The organism is Streptomyces fractus (genome assembly GCF_049844455.1).
Taxonomy (GTDB): domain Bacteria; phylum Actinomycetota; class Actinomycetes; order Streptomycetales; family Streptomycetaceae; genus Streptomyces; species Streptomyces fractus.
The window spans coordinates 6,117,007-6,137,958 of sequence record NZ_JBMYHI010000002.1; the positions used below are offsets into that span (position 1 = coordinate 6,117,007).

The 20,952-nt window shown below is 71.5% G+C and carries 20 protein-coding genes and 2 pseudogenes; 11 read left to right on the forward strand and 11 right to left on the reverse strand.

The window, feature by feature from the left end; genetic code table 11:
* Position 1 precedes the first annotated feature (1 nt).
* The gene (locus ACP4E5_RS29610) at positions 2–1,426 is read right to left on the reverse strand and encodes an MFS transporter (RefSeq protein ID WP_425833910.1); all 1,425 of its coding nucleotides are present in this window, start codon (positions 1,424–1,426) and stop codon (positions 2–4) included.
* Positions 1,427–1,571: 145 nt separating this feature from the next.
* On the opposite strand from ACP4E5_RS29610, the gene ACP4E5_RS29615 reads away from it, so the two are divergent.
* The 3 genes and pseudogenes from ACP4E5_RS29615 to ACP4E5_RS29625 all read left to right on the forward strand — a co-directional run.
* On the forward strand, positions 1,572–2,393 hold the full coding sequence (locus ACP4E5_RS29615; protein ID WP_425841750.1) for a helix-turn-helix transcriptional regulator: 822 nt from the start codon (positions 1,572–1,574) through the stop codon (positions 2,391–2,393).
* Positions 2,394–2,438: 45 nt separating this feature from the next.
* The gene (locus ACP4E5_RS29620; protein ID WP_425833912.1) at positions 2,439–2,792 is read left to right on the forward strand and encodes a cytidine deaminase; all 354 of its coding nucleotides are present in this window, start codon (positions 2,439–2,441) and stop codon (positions 2,790–2,792) included.
* A 350-nt stretch (positions 2,793–3,142) separates the two neighbouring features.
* A pseudogene (locus ACP4E5_RS29625) lies at positions 3,143–3,472 on the forward strand (transglycosylase family protein); the annotation flags it as partial.
* Positions 3,473–3,592: 120 nt separating this feature from the next.
* On the opposite strand, the gene ACP4E5_RS29630 reads toward ACP4E5_RS29625, so the two are convergent.
* Positions 3,593–3,931, reverse strand: a complete 339-nt coding sequence (locus tag ACP4E5_RS29630) for a P-II family nitrogen regulator (protein ID WP_425833914.1) — start codon at positions 3,929–3,931, stop codon at positions 3,593–3,595.
* A complete protein-coding gene (locus tag ACP4E5_RS29635; RefSeq protein WP_425833916.1) occupies positions 3,928–5,229 on the reverse strand; it encodes an ammonium transporter in 1,302 nt (433 codons plus the stop codon). Before ACP4E5_RS29635 ends, ACP4E5_RS29630 begins: the two co-directional genes overlap by 4 nt.
* Before the next feature lie 120 nt (positions 5,230–5,349).
* Here ACP4E5_RS29635 and era point away from each other — a divergent pair, with 120 nt between their 5' ends.
* Positions 5,350–6,318, forward strand: a complete 969-nt coding sequence (gene era, locus ACP4E5_RS29640) for a GTPase Era (protein ID WP_425833918.1) — start codon at positions 5,350–5,352, stop codon at positions 6,316–6,318.
* Between the two features lie 29 nt (positions 6,319–6,347).
* Here the strand turns inward: era and ACP4E5_RS29645 are convergent, their stop codons facing one another.
* Positions 6,348–7,181, reverse strand: coding sequence for a helix-turn-helix transcriptional regulator (locus tag ACP4E5_RS29645; RefSeq protein WP_425841753.1), 834 nt, complete (start codon positions 7,179–7,181; stop codon positions 6,348–6,350).
* Positions 7,182–7,325: 144 nt separating this feature from the next.
* On the opposite strand from ACP4E5_RS29645, the gene ACP4E5_RS29650 reads away from it, so the two are divergent.
* A complete protein-coding gene (locus ACP4E5_RS29650) occupies positions 7,326–8,180 on the forward strand; it encodes an NAD-dependent epimerase/dehydratase family protein (RefSeq protein ID WP_425833920.1) in 855 nt (284 codons plus the stop codon).
* A gap of 83 nt (positions 8,181–8,263) precedes the next feature.
* Here the strand turns inward: ACP4E5_RS29650 and ACP4E5_RS29655 are convergent, their stop codons facing one another.
* Positions 8,264–8,530, reverse strand: a complete 267-nt coding sequence (locus tag ACP4E5_RS29655; protein ID WP_425833922.1) for a protealysin inhibitor emfourin — start codon at positions 8,528–8,530, stop codon at positions 8,264–8,266.
* Positions 8,531–8,562: 32 nt separating this feature from the next.
* On the reverse strand, positions 8,563–9,648 hold the full coding sequence (locus ACP4E5_RS29660; RefSeq protein WP_425833924.1) for a M4 family metallopeptidase: 1,086 nt from the start codon (positions 9,646–9,648) through the stop codon (positions 8,563–8,565).
* A gap of 288 nt (positions 9,649–9,936) precedes the next feature.
* On the opposite strand from ACP4E5_RS29660, the gene leuA reads away from it, so the two are divergent.
* Together leuA and ACP4E5_RS29670 are read left to right on the forward strand one after the other, a co-directional pair.
* Positions 9,937–11,658 (forward strand): 2-isopropylmalate synthase, encoded by a 1,722-nt coding sequence (leuA, locus tag ACP4E5_RS29665; RefSeq protein ID WP_425833926.1) that lies wholly within the window; start codon positions 9,937–9,939, stop codon positions 11,656–11,658.
* A gap of 187 nt (positions 11,659–11,845) precedes the next feature.
* Complete coding sequence (locus ACP4E5_RS29670; protein ID WP_425833928.1) at positions 11,846–12,541, forward strand: TerB family tellurite resistance protein; 696 nt, start codon at positions 11,846–11,848, stop codon at positions 12,539–12,541.
* Between the two features lie 141 nt (positions 12,542–12,682).
* Here ACP4E5_RS29670 and ACP4E5_RS29675 read toward each other — a convergent pair whose 3' ends face one another.
* Complete coding sequence (locus tag ACP4E5_RS29675; protein WP_425833930.1) at positions 12,683–13,033, reverse strand: VOC family protein; 351 nt, start codon at positions 13,031–13,033, stop codon at positions 12,683–12,685.
* A gap of 30 nt (positions 13,034–13,063) precedes the next feature.
* Complete coding sequence (locus ACP4E5_RS29680; protein WP_425833932.1) at positions 13,064–15,142, reverse strand: ATP-binding protein; 2,079 nt, start codon at positions 15,140–15,142, stop codon at positions 13,064–13,066.
* Between the two features lie 226 nt (positions 15,143–15,368).
* Between ACP4E5_RS29680 and ACP4E5_RS29685 the strand changes: the two are divergent.
* Positions 15,369–16,277: pseudogene (locus ACP4E5_RS29685) on the forward strand (PP2C family protein-serine/threonine phosphatase); the annotation flags it as partial.
* A gap of 20 nt (positions 16,278–16,297) precedes the next feature.
* Here ACP4E5_RS29685 and ACP4E5_RS29690 read toward each other — a convergent pair.
* Positions 16,298–17,233, reverse strand: a complete 936-nt coding sequence (locus ACP4E5_RS29690; RefSeq protein ID WP_425833934.1) for a LysR family transcriptional regulator — start codon at positions 17,231–17,233, stop codon at positions 16,298–16,300.
* 100 nt (positions 17,234–17,333) lie between these two features.
* On the opposite strand from ACP4E5_RS29690, the gene ACP4E5_RS29695 reads away from it, so the two are divergent.
* The gene (locus tag ACP4E5_RS29695; protein WP_425833936.1) at positions 17,334–18,500 is read left to right on the forward strand and encodes an MFS transporter; all 1,167 of its coding nucleotides are present in this window, start codon (positions 17,334–17,336) and stop codon (positions 18,498–18,500) included.
* On the opposite strand, the gene ACP4E5_RS29700 is transcribed toward ACP4E5_RS29695, so the two are convergent.
* Both ACP4E5_RS29700 and ACP4E5_RS29705 read right to left on the reverse strand, forming a co-directional pair.
* On the reverse strand, positions 18,445–18,645 hold the full coding sequence (locus tag ACP4E5_RS29700; protein ID WP_425833938.1) for a DUF397 domain-containing protein: 201 nt from the start codon (positions 18,643–18,645) through the stop codon (positions 18,445–18,447). The two genes, ACP4E5_RS29695 and ACP4E5_RS29700, sit on opposite strands and share 56 nt — an antisense overlap.
* Positions 18,627–19,460: a helix-turn-helix domain-containing protein gene (locus ACP4E5_RS29705; protein WP_425833940.1), complete on the reverse strand. Its 834-nt coding sequence runs from the start codon at positions 19,458–19,460 to the stop codon at positions 18,627–18,629. The genes ACP4E5_RS29700 and ACP4E5_RS29705 overlap by 19 nt, the downstream gene beginning before the upstream one ends.
* A 354-nt stretch (positions 19,461–19,814) precedes the next feature.
* On the opposite strand from ACP4E5_RS29705, the gene ACP4E5_RS29710 reads away from it, so the two are divergent.
* Positions 19,815–20,030, forward strand: a complete 216-nt coding sequence (locus tag ACP4E5_RS29710) for a hypothetical protein (protein ID WP_389278117.1) — start codon at positions 19,815–19,817, stop codon at positions 20,028–20,030.
* 156 nt (positions 20,031–20,186) lie between these two features.
* A complete protein-coding gene (gene recO / locus ACP4E5_RS29715; RefSeq protein WP_425833942.1) occupies positions 20,187–20,936 on the forward strand; it encodes a DNA repair protein RecO in 750 nt (249 codons plus the stop codon).
* The last annotated feature ends 16 nt before the right edge of the window (positions 20,937–20,952 follow it).

Consider the following 20,952-nt stretch of genomic DNA (forward strand, 5'->3'; position numbering starts at 1 on the left):
CCTAGCCGCGCCGGCCGCGCAGTCCGACCGAGATCAGTGCCGCCGCCACCAGCACGATCGCCGCGTCCAGGGCGATCACCGTGTGCACCCCGGTCAGCAGGTCCGTGGACGTCGTCGCGAGGACGCCGAGCAGCGGGATGCCGACGGTGATGCCGACCTGCTGGGTCGAGGTGACGAGGCCCGTGGCCAGGCCCTGCTCCTCGTTCGGGACGCCCGAGGTGACCGTGAGGCCGTACGAGATGATCGCGCCGAGGTGGAAGGCGCTGGCCAGCGAGACTCCGGCGGTGGCGAGCCACACGGAGGCGCCGCCGGTGCCGATCCCGAGGAGCGAGGCGATGAGCACGCCCTGTCCGACGAGCGAGCCGATCAGGGTGCGGCGGGCGCCGAAGCGGCCGACGACCCTCGGCGTGCAGGCCCCCGCGGCGACCGACAGAACGCCCTGGACGCCGAAGACGAGTCCGGTCTGGAAGGCCGACAGGCGCAGCACTTCCTGGAGGTACAGCGTCAGGACGAAGACGATCGTCGACATCATCGAGAAGGTGACCAGGCCGCCCAGGTTGCCCCAGGCGATGGTGCGGCGGCGGAGCATCGGCAGCGACACCAGCGGCTGGGCGCTGCGGGACTCGACGTAGCCGAACGCGGCGAGCAGGGCGAGTCCTGCGACGAGTGTGACGAGGACGTCCGCGCGGCCGAAGCCGACCTCCGCCGCGGTGGACAGCGCGTAGATCAGGGCGAGCAGTCCGCCGGTGACCGTGAAGGCGCCGGGGATGTCCAGGCGCGGGCGGTCCGGGGTGCGGGACTCGGGCAGCAGTCCGGGCGCGAGCGGCAGCACGAGCACGGCGAACAGCGTCAGCAGGCCCATCGTGGAGCGCCAGCCGAGCGCGTCGGTGAGCACTCCGCCGGCCACCATGCCGACGGTGAAGCCGAGGGACATCAGGGTGCCGGAGATGCCGAGCGCCTTGTCGCGCTGCGGGCCCTCGGGGAACGTCGTGGTCAGCAGGGACATGCCGGTCGGCACGATCGCCGCCGCGCCCATGCCCTGGAGCGCGCGGCCCGCGAGGAAGGACGCCGGGTCCCAGGCGAACGTCGCGAGCAGCGAGGCCGCGCCGAACAGGGCGAGCCCGGACAGGAAGATCCGGCGCCGCCCGTACAGGTCGCCGATCCGGCCGAAGAGGAGCAGGAAGCCGCCGGACGGCAGGGCGAAGGCGGTGACCGCCCATTGCAGCGCGGAGGTGCTCATGCCGAGGTCGGGACCGAGCACCGGAAGCGCCACGTTCAGCACGGAGAAGTCGAGCGCCACCATGAACTGGGCGGCGCAGAGGACGAAGAGGACGAGCTTGTCGCGGCCCGACAGGCGGGGCGCGGTGGGGAGTTGGGTCTGAGGAGCCGTGGAAGCCCTGGTGGAGGTTGCGGTGTCGATCGCCATGGCCAAGAGCTTCGTACGACCGGAATAACCGTGGAGAGTGGGAACTTATGCTGGTGGTCGCACCACCAGACAACCGGGGGAGTCCTACGTGGCCGAGAGCGCAGCGCTCAAGAAGCACCGGCTCAGCGAGTTGCGTGAGTTCCTGATGAGCCGGCGGGCGCGGGTCTCGCCGACGGAGGCGGGCCTGCCCGACGGCGGCGCCCGCAGGCGCACGCCGGGGCTGCGCCGCGAGGAGGTCGCGGTGCTCGCCGGGGTCGGCGCCTCCTGGTACCAGTGGCTCGAGCAGGGGCGGGACATCTCGGTGTCGCCGCAGGTGCTCGACTCGGTGGCCCGCGTCCTGAAGCTGACCAGCGCGGAGCGGCGCCACTTGTACGTGCTCGCGGCGCTCAATCCGCCCGCGTACGAGGTGGAGCCGGGTGACCAGCAGATGTGTGACGGGTTGCAGCGGCTCATCGACGCCTGGATGCCGTTCCCCGCGCACATCATGGACGCCTACTACAACTGCGTGATGTACAACGACGCGGCGGCGATCGTCCTCGCGATGCGCCCGGAGAACCGGCAGAACTGCGTCATCGACTTCTTCACCGACTCCCTCTACCGCTCCCGCAGCGAGAGCTGGGAGGAGAACGCGGCGACGGTCGTCGCCCAGTTCCGTGCCGCCTGCTCGGAGTGCCCCGACGACGAGGGGTTCCAGGAGGTGGTCGCCGAACTGAAGGCGGTGAGCCCGGAGTTCGTGGAGCTGTGGGAGCGCCGTGACATCAAGGCGCAGGGGCAGGTCCGCAAGGAGCTGACGCATCCGGTGGCGGGGCTGCTGCACCTGGAGTCGACCGCGATGAAGATCCCCGCGCGGCCCGACCTCACCGTCGTGCTGCACACGCCGCTCGCCGAGGCGGACACCGCCGCGAAGCTGGAGTGGCTGGTCTCGCCGGAGGGGCGGCGCGGGGCGATGTATCCGGTGGCCGGGTAGTGCCCCGTTGCGGGACGCGCGCGGCGGTTTCCCTATGCTCACCCCATGACTGAGAGCACCGACCTCGGCCCCGAGGACCGCAAGATCGTCACCCTGGCCCGCTCCACGCGGGCCCGCAACGGTGTGCCCGAGGGCGCGGCCGTGCGTGACGAGACGGGGCGCACCTACGTCGCGGGCACCGTCGCCCTCGACTCCCTGAAGCTGAGCGCGCTGCAGACGGCCGTCGCCATGGCGGTGGCTTCCGGCGCGCAGTCCCTGGAGGCGGCGGCCGTCGTCTCCGCCGCCGACGACCTTTCGGCGGAGGACCTCGCGGCCGTACGCGACCTGGGCGGGGCCGGTACGCCGGTGTTCCTGGCCGGGGGCGACGGCGCGGTGAAGGGGACGCTGGCGGCCGGCTGAACCGCCGTGTCCGGCAAGGCTTTGTGAGTACGCTCACGCCCGCCGCTCACCCGGGTCCGAGGGCCCGGGGGCGGCGGGCGTCGTGCGTGCGGGCACGGGGCCCGGGGAGCGGTCGGCGGGACCAAGGGCCCGGGGCGCAGGTCCCGGCGGAGCGGGACCCGGGGCGGGGACCGAAGGGTGGGGCGGCGGGCCGGGCGGCCCCTGGGCCGGGGGCTCGGCGTGGCTCACGGTGGAGTGGTCGCCCGCTGCGGCAGCCGACCGACCGGCCGCCGCACCGGGTGACGTACCACGTCCCCAAACAAAGGTTCTGCTTCGTGTTCTCCGCCGCGCTTCGTCGCCCCGCCGCCCGTATGTCCCGTACCCGCCGTCTGGGCGCCGCCGCCGTTCTGGCAGGGGCCAGCGGGATGCTGGTGCTCGCGGGGACCGGCAGTGCCTCGGCGGCCACGGGGGCGTCCGCGTCCCAGTGGCAGTCCGTCGTCCAGTGCGAGGCCAGTGGGAACTGGGCCGCGAACACGGGCAACGGGTTCTCGGGTGGGCTTCAGTTCACGCCGTCCACGTGGGCGGCTTACGGCGGTACGCAGTACGCGTCGTCCGCGCACCAGGCGACTCCGTCGGAGCAGATGGCTGTCGCCAACAAGGTTCTCGCCGAACAGGGGCCGGGCGCCTGGCCGGTCTGCGGCGCGAAGGCGGGTCTCTGACCGGCACCGTCGTTGCGGCCTCGGGGCTCTGCCCCGGACCCCGCGCCTCAATCGCCGGCGGGGCTTGATCTATCAAGCCCCTGCGGCGATTGAGCCGCGCGCTCAGAGCGCGTCCGGGCCTTGGTCGCCCGTGCGGACACGGATGACCGTGTCGACCGGGACCGCCCAGACCTTGCCGTCGCCGATCTTCCCGGTCCGTGCGGCCCGCACGATCGCGTCCATCGCGGGTTCCAGGTCCGCGTCCTCCACGACGACCTCGATCCGCACCTTCGGCACCAGGTCGACCTGGTACTCGGCGCCCCGGTACACCTCGGTGTGCCCGCGCTGACGGCCGTAGCCGCTCGCCTCGGTCACGGTCAGGCCCTGGATGCCCAGCTCCTGGAGCGCGGTCTTGACCTCGTCGAGGCGGAAGGGCTTCACGACCGCGGTGATCAACTTCATGGCGCGACCTTTCGGGCGACGGGGGCGGCACTCAGGACGCCGTGATCGTACGCACTCTCCGCGTGCGCCGTCTGGTCGAGCCCGGTCAGCTCCTCCTCGGCCGCGGCCCTGAAGCCCATCAGCCGGTCGATGGCCTTCCCGATCCCGTACGTGACGAGGAAGGTGTAGGCCGCGACGACCAGCACCGCGAGCAGCTGCTTGCCGAGCTGCGCGAACCCGCCGCCGTAGAACAGCCCCTCCTTGGCCGCGGACCCGGTCATCGCGGACGTCGCGAACAGGCCGATGAGGACCGTGCCCACGACGCCGCCGATGAAGTGGACGCCGACGACGTCGAGGGAGTCGTCGTAGTGGAAGCGCAGTTTCCAGGCGACCGCGTACGAGCACACGACACCGGCCGCGAGCCCGACGACGGCCGCCCCCGGTACGCCGACGACCCCGCAGGCCGGGGTGATCGCGACCAGTCCGGCCACCGCGCCCGAGGCCGCGCCGAACGACGTCGGGTGCCCGTCCCGCCGCTGCTCCACGAACAGCCAGCCCAGCAGGCCCGTGCAGCCCGCGATCAGGGTGTTGAAGAGGGAGGCCGCGGCGATCCCGTTCGCGCCGAGCGCCGAGCCGCCGTTGAAGCCCAGCCAGCCGAACCACAGCAGGCCCGCGCCCATGATCACCATCGGCAGGTTGTGCGGCCGCATCGCGTCCTTCTTGAAGCCGATGCGCGGCCCGAGGACGAGGCACAGCGCCAGACCGGACGCTCCCGAGGCGATTTCGACGACCAGACCGCCCGCGAAATCGAGGGCTCCCAGATGATTCGCGATCCACCCGCCGGGCCCCCACACCCAGTGCGCCACGGGAACGTATACGAGCAGCGCCCACAGCGGGACGAAGACCAGCCACGCCCCGAACTTCGTACGGTCCGCGACCGCCCCGCTGATCAGCGCCGCGGTGAGGATCGCGAAGGTCAGCTGGAAGGTCGTGAAGAGGAAGGTGGGGACCGTGCCGGTGACGTCGGACGGGCCGATGCCGGCCATGCCCGCGTGCTGGAGGCCGCCGATGAGGCCCGCGAAGGCGTCGTCGCCGAAGGCGAGCGAGTAGCCCGCGACCAGCCACACCACGGTCACGAGGGCGATCGACACGAAGCTCATCATCAGCATGTTGAGGACGCTCTTCGTGCGGACCATGCCGCCGTAGAAGAGCGCGAGTCCCGGCGTCATGAGCAGCACGAGGGCGGTGGCGGCGAGCAGCCAGGCGGTGTCGCCGGTATCGAGTGCGGGGGCGGCGAGGGGCACGGTCGAGGCAGGCATGCGGATCAGCGTCATGGGTCCGCGTTTCCGGAACCGCACGGGTGGGTTTCCGCCGTGTTTCTTGTTGCCGGGTGGTTACCGGGGCCTCACTGTGCTGCGGCACGCCCGCCATCGGGGACAATGGGCGCCATGAGCGCTCGTACCCAGCCGTCCCAGTCGTCGAATTCCTCGGAGCCCGTGCACCGCGCCGGCTTCGCCTGCTTCGTCGGCCGCCCCAACGCGGGCAAGTCCACCCTCACGAACGCTCTGGTCGGCAAGAAGGTGGCGATCACCGCCGACCAGCCGCAGACCACGCGGCACACCGTGCGCGGCATCGTGCACCGCGAGGACGCGCAGCTGATCCTGGTGGACACCCCCGGACTCCACAAGCCGCGCACGCTGCTGGGCGAGCGGCTCAACGATGTGGTGCGCACCACATGGGCCGAGGTCGACGTGATCGGCTTCTGCCTGCCCGCCGACCAGAAGCTCGGCCCCGGTGACAAGTTCATCGCCAAGGAACTCGCGTCGATCAAGAAGACGCCGAAGGTCGCCATCGTCACCAAGACGGACCTCGTCGACAGCAAGACCCTCGCCGAGCAGCTCATCGCCATCGACCAGCTCGGCCGCGAGCTCGGCATCGAGTGGGCGGAGATCGTGCCGGTGTCGGCCGTCGGCGAGAAGCAGGTGGACCTGCTCGCCGACCTGCTGATCCCGATGCTGCCCGAGGGCCCGATGCTCTACCCGGAGGGCGACCTCACGGACGAGCCCGAGCAGGTCATGGTCGCGGAGCTGATCCGCGAGGCCGCGCTCGAGGGCGTACGGGACGAGCTGCCGCACTCCATCGCCGTCGTGGTGGAGGAGATGCTGCCGCGCGAGGACCGGCCCGCCGACAAGCCGCTCCTCGACATCCACGCGTTCGTCTACATCGAGCGGCCCAGCCAGAAGGGCATCATCATCGGCCCGAAGGGCAAGCGCCTCAAGGACGTCGGCATCAAGTCCCGCAAGCAGATCGAGGCGCTCCTCGGCACTCCGGTCTACCTGGACCTGCACGTCAAGGTCGCCAAGGACTGGCAGCGGGACCCGCGGCAGCTGCGCAAGCTCGGGTTCTGATCCTTCTACGGGACTGCTTACGCGAGCGCCTACGTGTCCGTGGGTGTCAGGTCCTGGAGGCCTATCACCCGCAGCAGCTCGAGGCGTTCGTACGTCTCCGTGCCCGGCCGCGCCGAGTGCACGACGAGCTGCTGGCCGTGGCCGTCGCCCGTCAGCACCTCGCAGTCGAGGTCGAGGACGCCGACCACGGGGTGCGTGAACCGCTTGGGCGACGGGCGGTTCACCACGACGTCGTGCGTGGCCCACATCGCCTCGAACTCCCGTGACCCGGCGCGCAGCTCGGCGACGAGCGCGGCAGGCCCCGGGTCGTCGGGGCGGGCCGCGGTGACCGCGCGCAGGTTCGCCACGTGCGAGCGGGCGTGCGGTTCGTGCGCCTCCGGCGGGAACAGCGTGCGGATGTCCGGATCCGTGAACCAGCGGCGCACCATGTTCTCCCCGACGTGCTCCCCGGTGAGCGCCACCGACATGGGGTTCTGCGCGAGCACCGTGCCCCAGTCGCTCATCACCGACGCCGGCAGGTCGTACAGCCGGTCCAGGATCAGCAGCAGACCCGGGCTGACGTGCTCCGAAGAGACCCCTGGCCTGGGCGGCTCCTCGCCCGCCAGATGGAACAGATGGTCCCGCTCCACGTCGGAGAGGCGCAGCGCGCGGGCCAGCGCGGTGAGCATCTGCCGCGACGGATGCGAGCCACGGCGCTGTTCGAGCCGCGTGTAGTAGTCCGTGGACATCCCCGCGAGCTGCGCCACCTCCTCGCGGCGCAGGCCCGGAGTGCGGCGGCGCGGGCCCGCCGTGAGCCCCACGTCGGACGGGGACAGGCGGATGCGGGAGCGGCGCAGGAAGTCGGCGAGTTCGGGACGGTTCACCTCTTCAGGATCGCGCGGGTCGGGCGCCGTATCCAGCGCGTATCCAGGGAGTGCCGGTCCCTGGATGAACGCGTCTCTCCCGCCGCGCGCCCGGATCTCCGAGGCTTCGGGCATGGCTACGACATCGCTATCGAGGAGGCGGCCATGCTGACACTGGTGACGGGCGCGACGGGACAGGTCGGGCGGCGCTTCGTGCCGCGACTGCTGAAGGGCGCGCCGCAGGGGGACCGGGTGCGGGTCCTCGTACGGGACGCGGCCCGCGGGGAGCGGTTCGCCGAGCTGGGCGCGGAGGTGGTCGTCGGCGATCTGCGCGACGCCGACGTGCTGGGCAAGGCGACGGCCGGGGTGGACTCCGTGATCAACGCCGCGGCGGCGTTCCGCGGGGTGCCGGACGAGGAGGCGCGGGCGGTCAACCGGGACGCGGCGATCGAGCTCGGCCGGGCCGCGGTGGCCTCGGGAGTGCGGAGGTTCGTGCAGGTCAGCACGGGGCTCGTGTATGGGGCCGGGCGGGGGCGGCCGCTGGTGGAGTCGGACGAGACGGTGCCGGGCGGGACGCTGTGGGGCGCGTACCCCGAGTCCAAGTGGGAGGCGGAGCGGGCGCTGCGTGACCTCGACGGGCTCGACGACCTGCGGATCGGGCGGCTGCCGTTCGTGTACGGGGACGGGGATCCGCATCTCGACAACGTGCTGGAGTGGGCGGTTGCCTGGCCGGCGATGCAGAGGCTGCACATGGGGCATCACGTGGATGTGGCGCAGGGGCTGCGGAGGCTGTTGTACGGGGCCGGTGCGGCCGGGGTCTACAACATCGCCGATGACGCGCCGGTGACGACGGTCGACATTCTGGGGCTCGGTGGGGTTCCGGTGCCGGCGGAGGTGTACGAGAAGGTGGGGGTGGATCCGTGGCATGGGGTGATGTCGACGGATCGCCTCCGGCGGGAGCTGGGGTATCGGCCGGTGTTTCCGTCGGTGTGGTCGGCGCGGGATGCCGGTGTGCTGTAGCCGTGGCGGGGTTGCGGTCCCGGGGCGCTGCCCCGGACCCCGCTCCTCAATCGCCGGAGGGGCTTCAAATGCCCGTACTCGGCTCAGGCGCCCTCCTTCAACACCCGTGAGATCAAGTCGCGTTGGGCTTCGGTCAGGCGGGGGTCGGCGCAGTAGACCGTGGTGGTGTCCACCGTGATCGTGTAGCTGAAGCCGTCGGGGACGCCCAGCGGGGGCGTGGCCCGGCCGGAGGACACCGCCTTCTCGGCCAGGGCGTGCCACTCGTGGGCATCGGACCGGCCCGCCGTGTCCACCTCGGCGTGCCGGTCGATGCCGGCGAATCCGCCCGTGCGTGAGACGTGAATACGCATGGGGTCCTGTCTACTCCGAAACCGGTGTGCCGTCAGGACGTCGGCACGCCGACCTGTTCCCAGGCCTTGAGGACCGACTGGTACTCATCGCCGCCGCCGTAGCGGGCCTGCGCGGACTTCACCGTGTCCTTGGCGAAGTCGGCGAACAGGCAGTCCTGCTTCAGCCGGCCGCCGGTGAGGGTGTCGAACCAGATCTGCCCGGCCTTCTCCCACGCGTGCCCGCCGAGCGCCTCGGCCAGGATGTAGAACGCGTGGTTGGGGATGCCGGAGTTGATGTGCACGCCGCCGTTGTCGCGGCCCGTCTTCACGAAGTGGTCCATGTCGGCGGGCTGCGGGTCCTTGCCGAGCACATCGTCGTCGTACGCCGTGCCGGGCGCCTTCATGGAGCGCAGGGCGACGCCCGTGACGCGCGGCGCGAGCAGGCCCGCACCGATCAGCCAGTCGGCCTCCGCGGCGTTCTGGCCGAGCGTGTACTGCTTGATCAGCGAGCCGAAGACGTCGGACAGCGACTCGTTGAGCGCGCCGGACTGGCCGAAGTACGTCAGGTTCGCCGTGTACTGCGTGACGCCGTGGGTCAGCTCGTGGCCGATGACGTCGACGGGGATGGTGAAGTCGAGGAAGATCTCGCCGTCACCGTCGCCGAACACCATCTGCTCGCCGTTCCAGAACGCGTTGTTGTACTCCTCGGAGTAGTGCACCGAGGCGTTCAGCGGCAGGCCGTTGCCGTCGATCGAGTAGCGGGAGAACTTCTCCAGGTACAGCTCGAACGTCGCGCCGAGCCCCGCGTACGCGCGGTTGACGGTCGCGTCCTTGCCCGGCTTGTCCCCCTCGCCGCGCACCTTCCGCCCCGGCAGCTCCGTGCGGTGCCGGGCGTCGTAGATGGTGCGGTGCGGCTTCTGGCCCTCGAGGCCCGCGGGCGCGGCGACGGAGGGCGCGCCGATGACGGTCGTCATCCGGCGGTGCGTGCGCTCGAAGGCGTCGCGCTCGAGGGAGCGGCGGGCCTTGGCGGCGATCGCGGAGTCCTCGGCCTGAGCTGCCTTGTCGAGGATGTGGGGCGGCACGATGGTGCAGAACACGGGCTCGAACCCCTGTGGGTTCCCCGTTGGATTTGCGGTCATGCGAGGCAATCTGGCACCGGGTGATGCTGCTGTCACTACCTGCCACCATGATTAGCGAAATAGAGGTATTGATCACCTCTTACCCGTTACCTGTCCACGGTCCCGCATACTGATACGGGTCTTCGCGTCCAGCGGTACTCGACTAAGGTGCGGTGCATCATGCGATTCGGGCTGCTTCTCCTTAGCTGCCGCGGCGAGGGCCTGTAGACAAGGCCGGCTCCCTCCCCGCGGAGTTTGGTGTTGCGCCGTCGGCCGCCTTCAAGGCCACCTCCGAGGAGCCCACGCATCATGGCAAACCGCCAGCAGCCCAGCAGCATGCCGATCCACAAGTACGGCCAGTACGACCAGGTCGACATCCCGGACCGCACGTGGCCCGGCAAGCGGATCACCACCGCCCCCCGTTGGCTCTCCACGGACCTGCGCGACGGCAACCAGGCGCTGATCGACCCGATGTCGCCCGCCCGTAAGCGCGCGATGTTCGACCTGCTGGTCAAGATGGGCTACAAGGAGATCGAGGTCGGCTTCCCCGCGTCGGGGCAGACGGACTTCGACTTCGTACGCTCGATCGTCGAGGACCCGGACGCCATCCCGGACGACGTCACGATCTCCGTACTGACGCAGGCCCGCGAGGACCTGATCGAGCGGACCGTGGAGTCCCTGAAGGGCGCCAAGAACGCCACGGTCCACCTGTACAACGCCACGGCGCCGGTCTTCCGCCGCGTCGTCTTCCGCGGCTCCAAGGAAGAGATCAAGCAGATCGCCGTAGACGGCACGCGCCTGGTCATGGAGTACGCGGAGAAGCTGCTCGGCCCGGAGACCAAGTTCGGCTACCAGTACAGCCCCGAGATCTTCACGGACACCGAGCTGGAGTTCGCCCTGGAGGTCTGCGAGGCCGTCATGGACGTCTACCAGCCGGGCCCGGACCGCGAGATCATCCTCAACCTGCCGGCCACGGTGGAGCGCTCGACGCCGTCCACGCACGCGGACCGCTTCGAGTGGATGTCCCGCAACCTGTCGCGCCGCGAGTACGTGTGCCTGTCCATCCACCCGCACAACGACCGCGGCACCGCCGTCGCCGCCGCCGAGCTGGGCGTCATGGCCGGCGGCGACCGCGTCGAGGGCTGCCTGTTCGGCCAGGGCGAGCGCACCGGCAACGTCGACCTGGTCACCCTGGGCATGAACCTGTTCTCGCAGGGCGTCGACCCGCAGATCGACTTCTCCGACATCGACGAGATCCGTCGCACGTGGGAGTACTGCAACCAGATGGAGGTCCACCCGCGCCACCCGTACGTGGGCGACCTGGTCTACACGTCCTTCTCCGGCTCCCACCAGGACGCCATCAAGAAGGGCTTCGACGCCATGGAGGCCGACGCCAAGGCCAAGGGCGTCACCGTCGACGACATCGAGTGGGCCGTCCCGTACCTGCCCATCGACCCGAAGGACGTCGGCCGCTCCTACGAGGCCGTCATCCGGGTCAACTCGCAGTCCGGCAAGGGCGGCATCGCCTACGTCCTGAAGGACGGCCACAACCTGGACCTGCCGCGCCGTATGCAGGTCGAGTTCTCCAAGGTCATCCAGCAGAAGACGGACGCCGAGGGCGGCGAGGTCACCCCGAAGGACATCTGGGCCGTCTTCCAGGACGAGTACCTGCCCAACCCGGCCAACCCGTGGGGCCGCATCCAGGTCAAGACGGGTCAGACCACGACCGACACGGACGGCGTGGACACGCTGACCGTCGAGGCCGAGGTGGACGGCGTCGAGCAGGTGCTGGTGGGTACCGGCAACGGACCCATCTCCGCCTTCTTCCACGCCCTGCAGGGCATCGGCATCGACGCCCGTCTCCTGGACTATCAGGAGCACACGATGAGCGAGGGCGCCTCCGCGGTCGCCGCCTCGTACATCGAGGTCGCCATCGAGGACAAGGTTCTGTGGGGCATCGGCACCGACGCGAACACGACACGTGCTTCGCTGAAGGCGGTCGTCTCGGCGGTCAACCGCGCCACCCGATGAACTAGTTGACCTGCGGTTTCCTGGCCCCGTGCACCTTTTGTGGGTGTGCGGGGCCGCGTCGTGTCCCGGCCAGGAGCGAGAAGTTCCGTGACCTGGGCGTGACCAAGGTACTGACGCCGCATCAACAATGTGGCTAACATCACGCCAACGCCGCGATGATGCGGCGCCACGACGGGAGGTGTGCGACGTGCTGCCGAATCAGGGACGCATGGGACTGACCGGGCTCTCGCGGATGTTCGGGGTGCACACCATATGGACGACCGTGGGCGACGGCGAGTTCTTCTGCCCCGGCTGTGGCGGCGATCGCAACTTCCGACGGCGGACCGGGAAGCGCCGGTTGGTGCTCCTCGGCGTTCCCGTCGTGCCGCGCGGGCAGGCGGGCCCGGTCGTCGAATGCGCGGCCTGCGAGGGCCGGTTCGGCACGGACGCGCTCGACCACCCGACCACGCACCGCTTCTCGGCGATGCTGCGGGACGCCGTGCACACGGTGGTCCTCGCGGTCCTCGCGGGCGGCGGAACGTCACCGCTGGCGCTCGAATGCGCGGTGGGTACGTTGCGGGAGGCCGGGTTCGAGGACACCTGCGAGGAACAACTCGCCGCGCTCGTCGAGGCGTTGGTCGCCGATGCGGGGCGGGCCGCCGGGCAGTGCGGGACCGGGGCCGGTCTTGCCATAGAGCTGCACGAGGCGCTCGATCCGCTGGCGCAGCATCTCGCTCCGGCGGGGCGGGAGTCGATCCTGTTGCAGGGGGCGAGGATCGCGCTCGCGGACGGGATGTACGCGGCGGGGGAGCGGGATGTGCTCGGCACGGTGGGCGCCGCCCTGACCCTGTGCACGGATGAGGTGGGCGAGCTGCTGGCCGCGGCCTCGCGTACGCCGAGCTGAGTCGTTCCTACGCCTCGGGGCTCCGCCCCGGACCCCGCGCCTCAATCGCCGGCGGGGCTTGAAATGCGGACTTCCGCTGCCGGAGCGCGAGCGCCAGGTGCTCGCGCTTGTCGCACTGGGCTCGACAACACCGGGGTCGCCCTAGGAGCCGTGCGCCGTCCGGTGCAGTGGCTCGTACAGGCCGACCTCGCCGCCGCCCGGCAGGCGGAACGACGTGAGGCGGCCCCAGCGAAGGTCCTGGACGGCGGATGTGAACTCGACGCCCTTGTCGGTCAGTTGGGAGACCGTGCCGTCCACGTCGTCGCACATCAGCATCAGCTCGTGCTTGGGCTCGCCCTCCGTCGGATGCACCGCGATCTCGGAGGGCGGCGCCGCGAAGATCAGCCAGCCGCCCCCGGCGTCGACGTGCGGGAAGCCGAGCACGTCCCGGAAGAACGCCCGGTCGGCGTCCGCGTCGGAGGAGTAGAGGATGGTGTGCGCTCCTGTGATCATGCGGCCGAGCGTAGCGGGGCGGGGGCGCGGTCAGCCGGTGTCGACACCCGTTCCCGTGGCCAGGCTGTAGGCGATGCCCTCCGCGGTGTCCATCTCCAGGCCCGCCGCGTACTGCTCGTCGTACGCGGCGTCACCCACGGAGTCCCGGATGCGGCGCTCGGTGCTGTTCCGGGCGGCCACCAGGTCGGGGGAGCCGAGCTGGGGGCGGCCGAGGCCCTGCCAGACGCGCTGGCCGATGCCGAGCAGCCGGGCCGCGCGGTGGGAACCGCCGAGCGTGCTCAGGGAGGAGGCCAGGGCGTCGACCGCCAGCGCGACGCCGACACGGTCGCCGAACCGGGACTTGCCCGCGATGGTGGCCAGCGCCTGCCGCGCGGCCTCGGCGGGCCGGCCCTGGCCGTTGGCCGCGAGGGCCGCCGCCCAGCTGGCCCAGGTGTGCGACCACTGCTCGCCCCGCCGGCCGCACTCCTCCTCGAGCCTGCGCGCCACCACGGCGGCCTCCGTGAACTCGCCCGACAGGACGTGCACGAGTGCGCGCCCGGCCGTCGCCAGGCACCAGGCCGCGTCGTAAGGGCCGGTGTATCCCCGCAGGTCGGGCGCCGCGTCGATGACATCGGCGGCCTCCGGGAGCCGCCCCATCAGGCACAGCGAGGTGCTCTCCAGGTACGCCGCCGCCATCACCTGGGCCGGTGACGGATGTGGCTGCGCGCGGTCGCGGAACTGCCCCGCCATCTTCAGGCCCGCCTCGGTGTCGCCCTGCGAGAGGGCCGCCGTCGCGCAGGCCCACAGGCCGAGCAGATACTCGGGGCCCGGCCGCTCGGACAGGGCCAGTGCGGCTTCCGCGTACCGCCGGCCCTCGCGGGCGAACCCGCAGGGGAACCAGAGGATCCACAGGTGCCCGCAGAGCTTCTGCGCCGCCGGTCCGTCGCGGGTCTCCAGGCAGAAGTCGAGCGCCATACGGAAGTTGGGGTGGTCGGTGACGAGGCGCTCGTACCACTGCTCCTGCTCGCGCCCCATCCAGCCCGCGTCGGCCCGCCGCGCGAGCTCCAGGTGGAAGTCCCGGTGCCTGCGCCGCGCCCCCGCCAGCTCCTCGGGCCCGAGCCGCTCCAGCCACGACGCCCCGAACTCGCGGACCGTGTCGAGCATGTCGTAGCGCCCGCCGGGCCTGCGCCGCACCAGCGACTTGGCCACGAGTCCTTCGAGCGCGCCGGGCACCGCGTCCTCGCCGAGCGGCCCGCCGCGGCCGACCGCCCGCGCGCCCGCCGGGTCGAAGCCGCCGGTGAACACGGACAGGCGGGCCCACAGCAGCCGTTCGAGCGGCGTGCACAGTTCGTGGCTCCAGCCGATGGTGGCGCGCAGCGTGCGGTGGCGCGGGGGGCCGGTGTGCCCGTCCGACGCGGTCAGCGCGTCCAGGCGGTCGCCGAGCAGGGAGCCCAGTTGTTCCAGGGGGAGTTCGGCGAGCCGGGCGGCGGCCAGTTCGATCGCCAGCGGGATGCCGTCGAGGTGCCGGCATACGGCCTCGGCGACGCCCCGCTCGCCGGGCCCGAGCCGGAAGCCGGGGGAGGCGAGCGCCGCCCGGTCGGCGAAGAGCGCGACCGCGTCGCCGGGCCGCCCCTCGTCGCCCTCGGCCGTGACGGGCAGCGGCGCGACCGTGAACCGGTGTTCGTCGGCGAGGCCCAGCGGCTGCCTGCTCGTCGCCAGGACGCGCAGGCCCGGCGCGACGTCGAGCAGCTTGCGGACCAGTCGGGCGCAGCCGTCCAGCAGGTGCTCGCACGTGTCGAGGACGAGCAGCACCCGCTTGTCGGCGAGCCACTGGGCGACGACGTCGGCGGCGTCCTCGTTCGAGTTGTCGGCGAGGCGCAGCTCCTCCAGGAGTACGTTGCCGAGCAGGGCCGGGTCGTGCAGCGGGGAGAGCGGCACGAAGCACACCGTGTCGGCCAGGCGCGGGCCCGTGCGCAGGGCCAGGCGCGCGGCGAGCCGCGTCTTGCCGACGCCGCCCACGCCGGTGAGCGTGAGCAGCCGATGGTCACTCAGCTCCTGGTCCAGGTACGCGAGTTCGGCCTCACGGCCGATGAACCGGGTGGCCTCCACGGGCAGTGTTTCCACGGTCACAGTCTGCTCCGTCCGGCGCGCCGACTCGCCGGGTTCGGCGGAGCCGGGCCCCTCCGGCGTACCCCGCACCCGGACACCGGACGGAATGCGACGGAGAGTGACCAGTTCCGGTCCGTGGTGGTCCACACCGGCCCGATGCGGACCAACGGCGCGTACACGCACGCGTGTTGGGCCATAGTGGACCGTTCACTCACGCGGGGCGGGCGGAGCGGCGAGGTTTCCAGGAATGCTACGAAGTCGGTGGGGAGACCGCGCGCTGTGCGCGGCCCTCCTCGTCCTGTCCGCCGCGCTCGCGGCCTGCGCCGGGGCCGGGCATCCCGCGCATCCCGCTGTCGCGGTTCTGCTCATCGGCCCGCTCCTGGCCTGCGCCCGGCTCGGTGCCCGGGCCACGCTCACCACGGCCGCCTGGGTCCTGGTCCTCGCGGTGACGGTGGGCGTCGTCCGGCACGTCGACGCGGGGCCGCAACTCGCGGTCGAGTACCTCGTGCTGCTCGTCGGCGGCCTCGCCGCGGTCCACATCGCCCGCGAGGCGGCGGCCTGTTCCTCCCGGCTGTACCGGCTCGGCGAGGTGGCGCAGGCGACCCAGGCGGCGCTCTTGCGCCCGGTCGACGCGCGGTTCGGCGACATCGGCGTGCACACCCGCCACCACTGCGCGGTCGCTCCGGCCACGGTCGGCGGCGACGTGTACGCGGTGGCCGAAACCCCTTACGGGCTAAGGGTGTTCATCGGCGACGTACGGGGACACGGCCTCGACGCGGTGTGCGTCAACGCGGCGGCCGCAGACGGGTTCCGCGACCTCGCCTACGTCACCGAGGACCTCACGGAACTCGCCGTGCGCCTCGACGCCCGACTCGCCCCCGTGCTCGGTCCTGAGGACTTCGTCACGGCCGTGTTCGCCGAGTTCGCGCCGGGCGAGGTCCGGCTCGTCAACTGCGGCCACCCGCCGCCCCTGCGGATGGGCGCCCACCCCAAGTTCCTCACCCCGGTGACCTGTTCGCTGCCCCTGGACCTCGGCTGCACGCCCGCCCGGTCCCGCTACTGGTTGCAGTCCGGCGACCGGCTGCTTCTCTACACGGACGGCCTCGTGGAGGCATGGAACGCCTCCGGCGAGGAGTTCCCGCTCCTCGACCGCGCCCGCCCGGCGGCCGGATACGATCAACCACCGGTCAGCGGGCGCGAGTTGATGACCGGGCCCAGGTCCTTCGCCAGCGCCGTGGCCAGCGCCCGGAAGATCCGCACCTCCGGGTTGTCCTCGTCGGCCCGCACCGCCAGATAGCTGCTCTCCCACGGCGCGTCGAGCACCGGCACGAACACCGCGCCGGGCCACGCGTAGTACCGCGCGAAGGACCGCAGACCCGAACCGGCGGACCGTCCCGTCACGACGCCGGTCAGCACCTCTTGCGGGGTGAGCGCGCACTCGGTGCTGCGGCGCTGCGCCCGGTCGTCGAAGTACAGGTAGTCGACGAAGGTGTGCGGGGTGTGCCGGGGCACCCGGAAGAACGGCAGGTCGGCCACGTCCTTGACGCCCACACCGATGGTGCGGGCGTCCGCGAGCGGCGAGCGCTCGGGCACCACGACGATCCGCTGCTCCGTGGTGAGGATGTCGGCGACGACCCGCTCGTCGTCCGGGCTCGGCCGCACGAACGCGACGTCGACCCGGTCCTCCAGGAGGGCGGTCACGTGCTCCGTGAAGTTCAGCTGCCGGATCTCGACCTTCACGTCGGGGCGGGCCCGCCGGTACGCGTTGATGGCGGCCGGGGTCAGCTCGGCCGAGCCGTGCCCCATGATCCCCACCCGCAGCGGTCGGCCGCCCGCCGGTTCCCGGGCCGTGACCTCGGCCACGTCGTCGAGCGCGGCGTTCGCGGCGGCGAGCAGCACGCGCGCGTGCCCGGCCATGCGCACCCCGGCGGCGGTCGGCACGACGGGCGTCGCCGTCCGGTCGAGCAGCCGCGCGCCGACCTCGCTCTCCAGGCGCCGCACGTGCTGTGTCACGGCGGGCGGCGACAGGAAGAGCCGTCCGGCGGCCCGCCCGAAGTGCCCTTCTTCGACGACCGCCAGGAACGACGACAGAAGCCGCAGGTCAAGCGCCATGCGTCCAGCGTAGGCGGAGAGCGGGGCGAGCGGCACGGGCCGTTCACGATTCATGAATGTCCGGTGCGTGCCGAACGGCGCGGCACGTACCACTGGTGGCATGACCCGACCTGTGACCCCCGCGCCGGCCGTGCCGGTCCCCGCGCCCGCCAAGGATCCGGTCCACGGCGGCCGGGCCGCCTGGATCATGCTGGCGTCCGGCTGGAGCGCCAACCAGTTCTCGGCCCTGCTCGGCGCCTACCGCAGCAACCTCGGCCTGACCGAGTCGACGGTGACGGGGCTGTTCGCGCTGTACGTGGTGGGCCTCATACCGGCGCTGCTCGTGGCGGGGCCGATGGCGGACCGCAGGGGACGGCGGCCGGTCGCGCTCGCGGCACTCGCCCTGAACGTCCTGTCCACGCTCCTCCTGATGGCCGGGGGCCTCGGCGCCACGTGGTTGCTGCTGCCGGGCCGTTTCCTGACCGGCGTCAGCGCGGGTGCGCTGCTCGCGGCGGGCAGCGCGTGGATCAAGGAACTGTCGGGCTCACCGCGCCGCTCGGGCCTCTTCGTCTCGGCGGGCTTCGCCACGGGTGGCCTCGGCGCGGCCCTCATCGCGCAGTGGGCGCCGTGGCCGATGGTGACGGCGTACGTTCCGCACGTGGTGCTCGGCGTCGTCGCGGGGGCGCTGGCCGCGCGGGAGCCCGAGACGCAGGCCGGGCGCCGTGACGTGCGGCGCGCCCCGGACGGGCCACACCCCACGCGGGCCTTCCGCCGCGAGGTACTCACCGTCGCCCCGTGGATCTTCGCGGCGCCCACGATCGGCTTCGTCACGCTGCCCGGGAGCCTCCACGAGGGCCTGATCCTCACGGGTGTCGCGACGGCCGTGGTCCCCGGCATCGGCCTGCTGACGGCCCGCCGTGCCGTTGCCTCCGTGGCACCGGGGCTCGTCACGATCGCGGTCGGCGCGGCGGTGGCCGCCGCCGCGGCGGGGACGGGGAGCGAGGCGGTGGCCCTGGTCGCCGCGGCGATCCTCGGCGCGGGCTACGGCCTGACGCTCACGTACGGCCTGACCCGCACGGTGGCGCTCGCGCCCGCGCACCAACTGGCGGGCTGGACGGCGAAGTTCTGGACGGCGGCGTACGTGGGGATGTTCACGCCGTACGTCATCACGCTGGTGTCGAGGGCGGCGCCGGTACCCGCGGTGCTGGTTGCGGTGGCGGTCCTGGCGGCACTCACCTCATGGCAGGCGTCCCGTCCACGAAGGCGGACCACGCGGCCCCGCCGATGACGACGACGTCACCGCCACTGACCTTGGAGTCCCGGACGGCCACGACACCGGGGACTCCGTCGGCGACCTCGAGGCAGTCACCACCTTGCCCGTTGCTGTAACTGCTCTTGCGCCAGCGGGTGTTGTTCAGGTCGTAGTCGCGCATCGTCTGTGGTCCTCCGCCGCCGACTCGATCAGGGCCAGGGTCACCTCCGGCGACAGCGCGGCGCCCCTCAACAGATCGTATGTGCGCAACGAGTGCTTCACCACGGCCGGATCATCGATGAGCGTCCCCGAATACTCAGTCTCTGTATAGGCAACCGGCGGGGCGTCCTCGAACTCCATGAGCTTGAGCATCCCGCCCATGGAGGGGAACGCTCCCGCCACGTATGGAATCACCGCCACCAACGCGACCCGCCGACGTGTCACCTCGGCGATGTGCTCCAACTGATCGGCCATGGTGGCTGGTCCACCCACCGGTGTGCGCAGCACGTTCTCGTGCAGCGCCACCCAGTACTCGGGCCTTGTAGCGTCCCGGAGGATGTTCGCCCGCTCTCGGCGGGCGGTCACCTTCTCCTCCACGTACTCGTCCGTGACGAACGGGTTCGCCGCGAGTGTGACGGCCCGGGCGTACGCGGCCGTCTGCAACAGACCCGGCACCACGATCGGCGCGAACTCACAGATGCGGGTCGCGAGCCGCTCAAGCTCGACCACCTCCGCGAAATACCCCGCGTAGCGATGGTCGTCGATAAGGCTTCGCCACATCCGCTCGAAAATACCGTCGGTTCGCAGCGCCTCGTCGATCCTGCGGGCTACATCCAACTGCGGCTTGCGAATTGCCTGTTCGAATTGGCCGATGTAGCCGCCGGAAACGAATACCCGTATCCCCAACTCCACTTGGGTCAGCCCCGCGTCCTCGCGGCGCCGCTTCAGCTCCACTCCGAAGAACTCCCACGCCGCTTGGCGCGAACCCTTGGCCATGGCCAACCCCCAAGTCAAGCACCGCAGTTGTAGCGCGCAGACCTCTCCCCACTGTAGGGACAGTCCGCCACCGTGGAGACACAAAGCGTGAAATTCAATGAGGCAGGGGAGCCACGTGACGGAACAATCGAAGCACGCCGCGCTGTGCGTGGAGGAAGCCGAGGAAATGGTGGAGACATTGCGAGCCGCACTCGCCGGAGCGGGAATTGTGCTGCCCTCGCTCGGCCTCGACCCCGGGTCAATCGCACGGAGTGCCCCGTGTCCCTTGGTGGAATTGGGGCGTTGTCCGGTTGACGCGGCGGCCCGGCTCGCCGCCGTACTCCTCGCAGGGCCGGACGACAGGAGCGCTACGCCATGAAACCGCCGATCGGTTCGTACGCGGTCGACACGAGCACGGGTCAGGTGGGACGAGTGATGGGGCACGAGGGGCCGTACGTACAGTTGCGGCCCTTCGGGGGCGGGCGCGAGTGGGACTGCCCGCCGGAGGTGCTGCGCGTGGCGTCGACGACGGAGCGGGTACGCGCGGCGACGGCGTACGAGAACAGAAGAAGCCGGGGCGAGGTGCCGTAGGGCGTACGCGGCGGCCGTCGACGGGCCGGCCGGAGGATCCGGGGGCATCGCTGCCCCCGTTCCCGTAAACGGGATCCGTCCGTAGGGGACAATGGGTGGCATGAGTCTGTTCCGCGACGACGGCATGGTGCCGCGCACCCAGGGGGCGGGCGCGCGATGAGTCTGATCCGGGACGACGGAGTCGTGCTGCGCACCCAGAAGCTCGGCGAGGCCGACCGCATCATCACGTTGCTCACCCGCAACCACGGACGCGTGCGCGCCGTCGCCCGCGGTGTGCGGCGCACCAAGTCCAAGTTCGGCGCCCGGCTCGAACCCTTCTCGCACGTCGACGTGCAGTTCTTCGCGCGGGGCAGCGAGTTGATCGGCCGCGGGCTCCCGCTCTGCACGCAGAGCGAGACCATCGCCGCGTACGGCGGCGGGATCGTGACGGACTACGCGCGCTACACCTCGGGCACCGCGATGCTGGAGACGGCGGAACGGTTCACCGATCACGAGGGCGAGCCCGCGGTGCAGCAGTACCTGCTCCTGGTCGGCGGCCTGCGCACCCTCGCGCGCGGGGAGCACGCGCCGGGCCTCGTCCTCGACGCGTTCCTGCTGCGCTCGCTCGCGGTCAACGGCTACGCGCCCAGCTTCGGCGACTGCGCGAAGTGCGGAATGCCCGGTCCGAACCGGTTCTTCTCCGTCGGCGCGGGCGGCTCGGTTTGCGTCGACTGCCGGGTACCGGGCAGCGTCGTACCCTCACCGCAGGCCCTCGACCTGCTCGGCGCGCTGCTCACGGGAGACTGGGAGACGGCGGACACGTGCGAGCCACGGTACGTACGGGAGGGCAACGGGCTGGTGTCGGCCTACCTGCACTGGCACCTGGAGCGCGGACTGCGCTCGCTGCGCTACGTAGAGAAAAGCTAGCGAGAGCTGGCACTGA

Bases quoted from the DNA above. Each gene is read 5' to 3' on its own strand.
- ACP4E5_RS29610 (WP_425833910.1), bottom strand. From the start codon at position 1,426: ATGGCGATCGACACCGCAACCTCCACCAGGGCTTCCACGGCTCCTCAG.
- ACP4E5_RS29615 (WP_425841750.1), top strand. From the start codon at position 1,572: ATGAGCCGGCGGGCGCGGGTCTCGCCGACGGAGGCGGGCCTGCCCGAC.
- ACP4E5_RS29620 (WP_425833912.1), top strand. From the start codon at position 2,439: ATGACTGAGAGCACCGACCTCGGCCCCGAGGACCGCAAGATCGTCACC.
- ACP4E5_RS29630 (WP_425833914.1), bottom strand. From the start codon at position 3,931: ATGAAGTTGATCACCGCGGTCGTGAAGCCCTTCCGCCTCGACGAGGTC.
- ACP4E5_RS29635 (WP_425833916.1), bottom strand. From the start codon at position 5,229: ATGCCTGCCTCGACCGTGCCCCTCGCCGCCCCCGCACTCGATACCGGC.
- era (WP_425833918.1), top strand. From the start codon at position 5,350: ATGGGCGCCATGAGCGCTCGTACCCAGCCGTCCCAGTCGTCGAATTCC.
- ACP4E5_RS29650 (WP_425833920.1), top strand. From the start codon at position 7,326: ATGCTGACACTGGTGACGGGCGCGACGGGACAGGTCGGGCGGCGCTTC.
- ACP4E5_RS29655 (WP_425833922.1), bottom strand. From the start codon at position 8,530: ATGCGTATTCACGTCTCACGCACGGGCGGATTCGCCGGCATCGACCGG.
- ACP4E5_RS29660 (WP_425833924.1), bottom strand. From the start codon at position 9,648: ATGACCGCAAATCCAACGGGGAACCCACAGGGGTTCGAGCCCGTGTTC.
- leuA (WP_425833926.1), top strand. From the start codon at position 9,937: ATGGCAAACCGCCAGCAGCCCAGCAGCATGCCGATCCACAAGTACGGC.
- ACP4E5_RS29675 (WP_425833930.1), bottom strand. From the start codon at position 13,033: ATGATCACAGGAGCGCACACCATCCTCTACTCCTCCGACGCGGACGCC.
- ACP4E5_RS29690 (WP_425833934.1), bottom strand. From the start codon at position 17,233: ATGGCGCTTGACCTGCGGCTTCTGTCGTCGTTCCTGGCGGTCGTCGAA.
- ACP4E5_RS29695 (WP_425833936.1), top strand. From the start codon at position 17,334: ATGACCCGACCTGTGACCCCCGCGCCGGCCGTGCCGGTCCCCGCGCCC.
- ACP4E5_RS29700 (WP_425833938.1), bottom strand. From the start codon at position 18,645: ATGCGCGACTACGACCTGAACAACACCCGCTGGCGCAAGAGCAGTTAC.
- ACP4E5_RS29705 (WP_425833940.1), bottom strand. From the start codon at position 19,460: ATGGCCAAGGGTTCGCGCCAAGCGGCGTGGGAGTTCTTCGGAGTGGAG.
- ACP4E5_RS29710 (WP_389278117.1), top strand. From the start codon at position 19,815: ATGAAACCGCCGATCGGTTCGTACGCGGTCGACACGAGCACGGGTCAG.
- recO (WP_425833942.1), top strand. From the start codon at position 20,187: ATGAGTCTGATCCGGGACGACGGAGTCGTGCTGCGCACCCAGAAGCTC.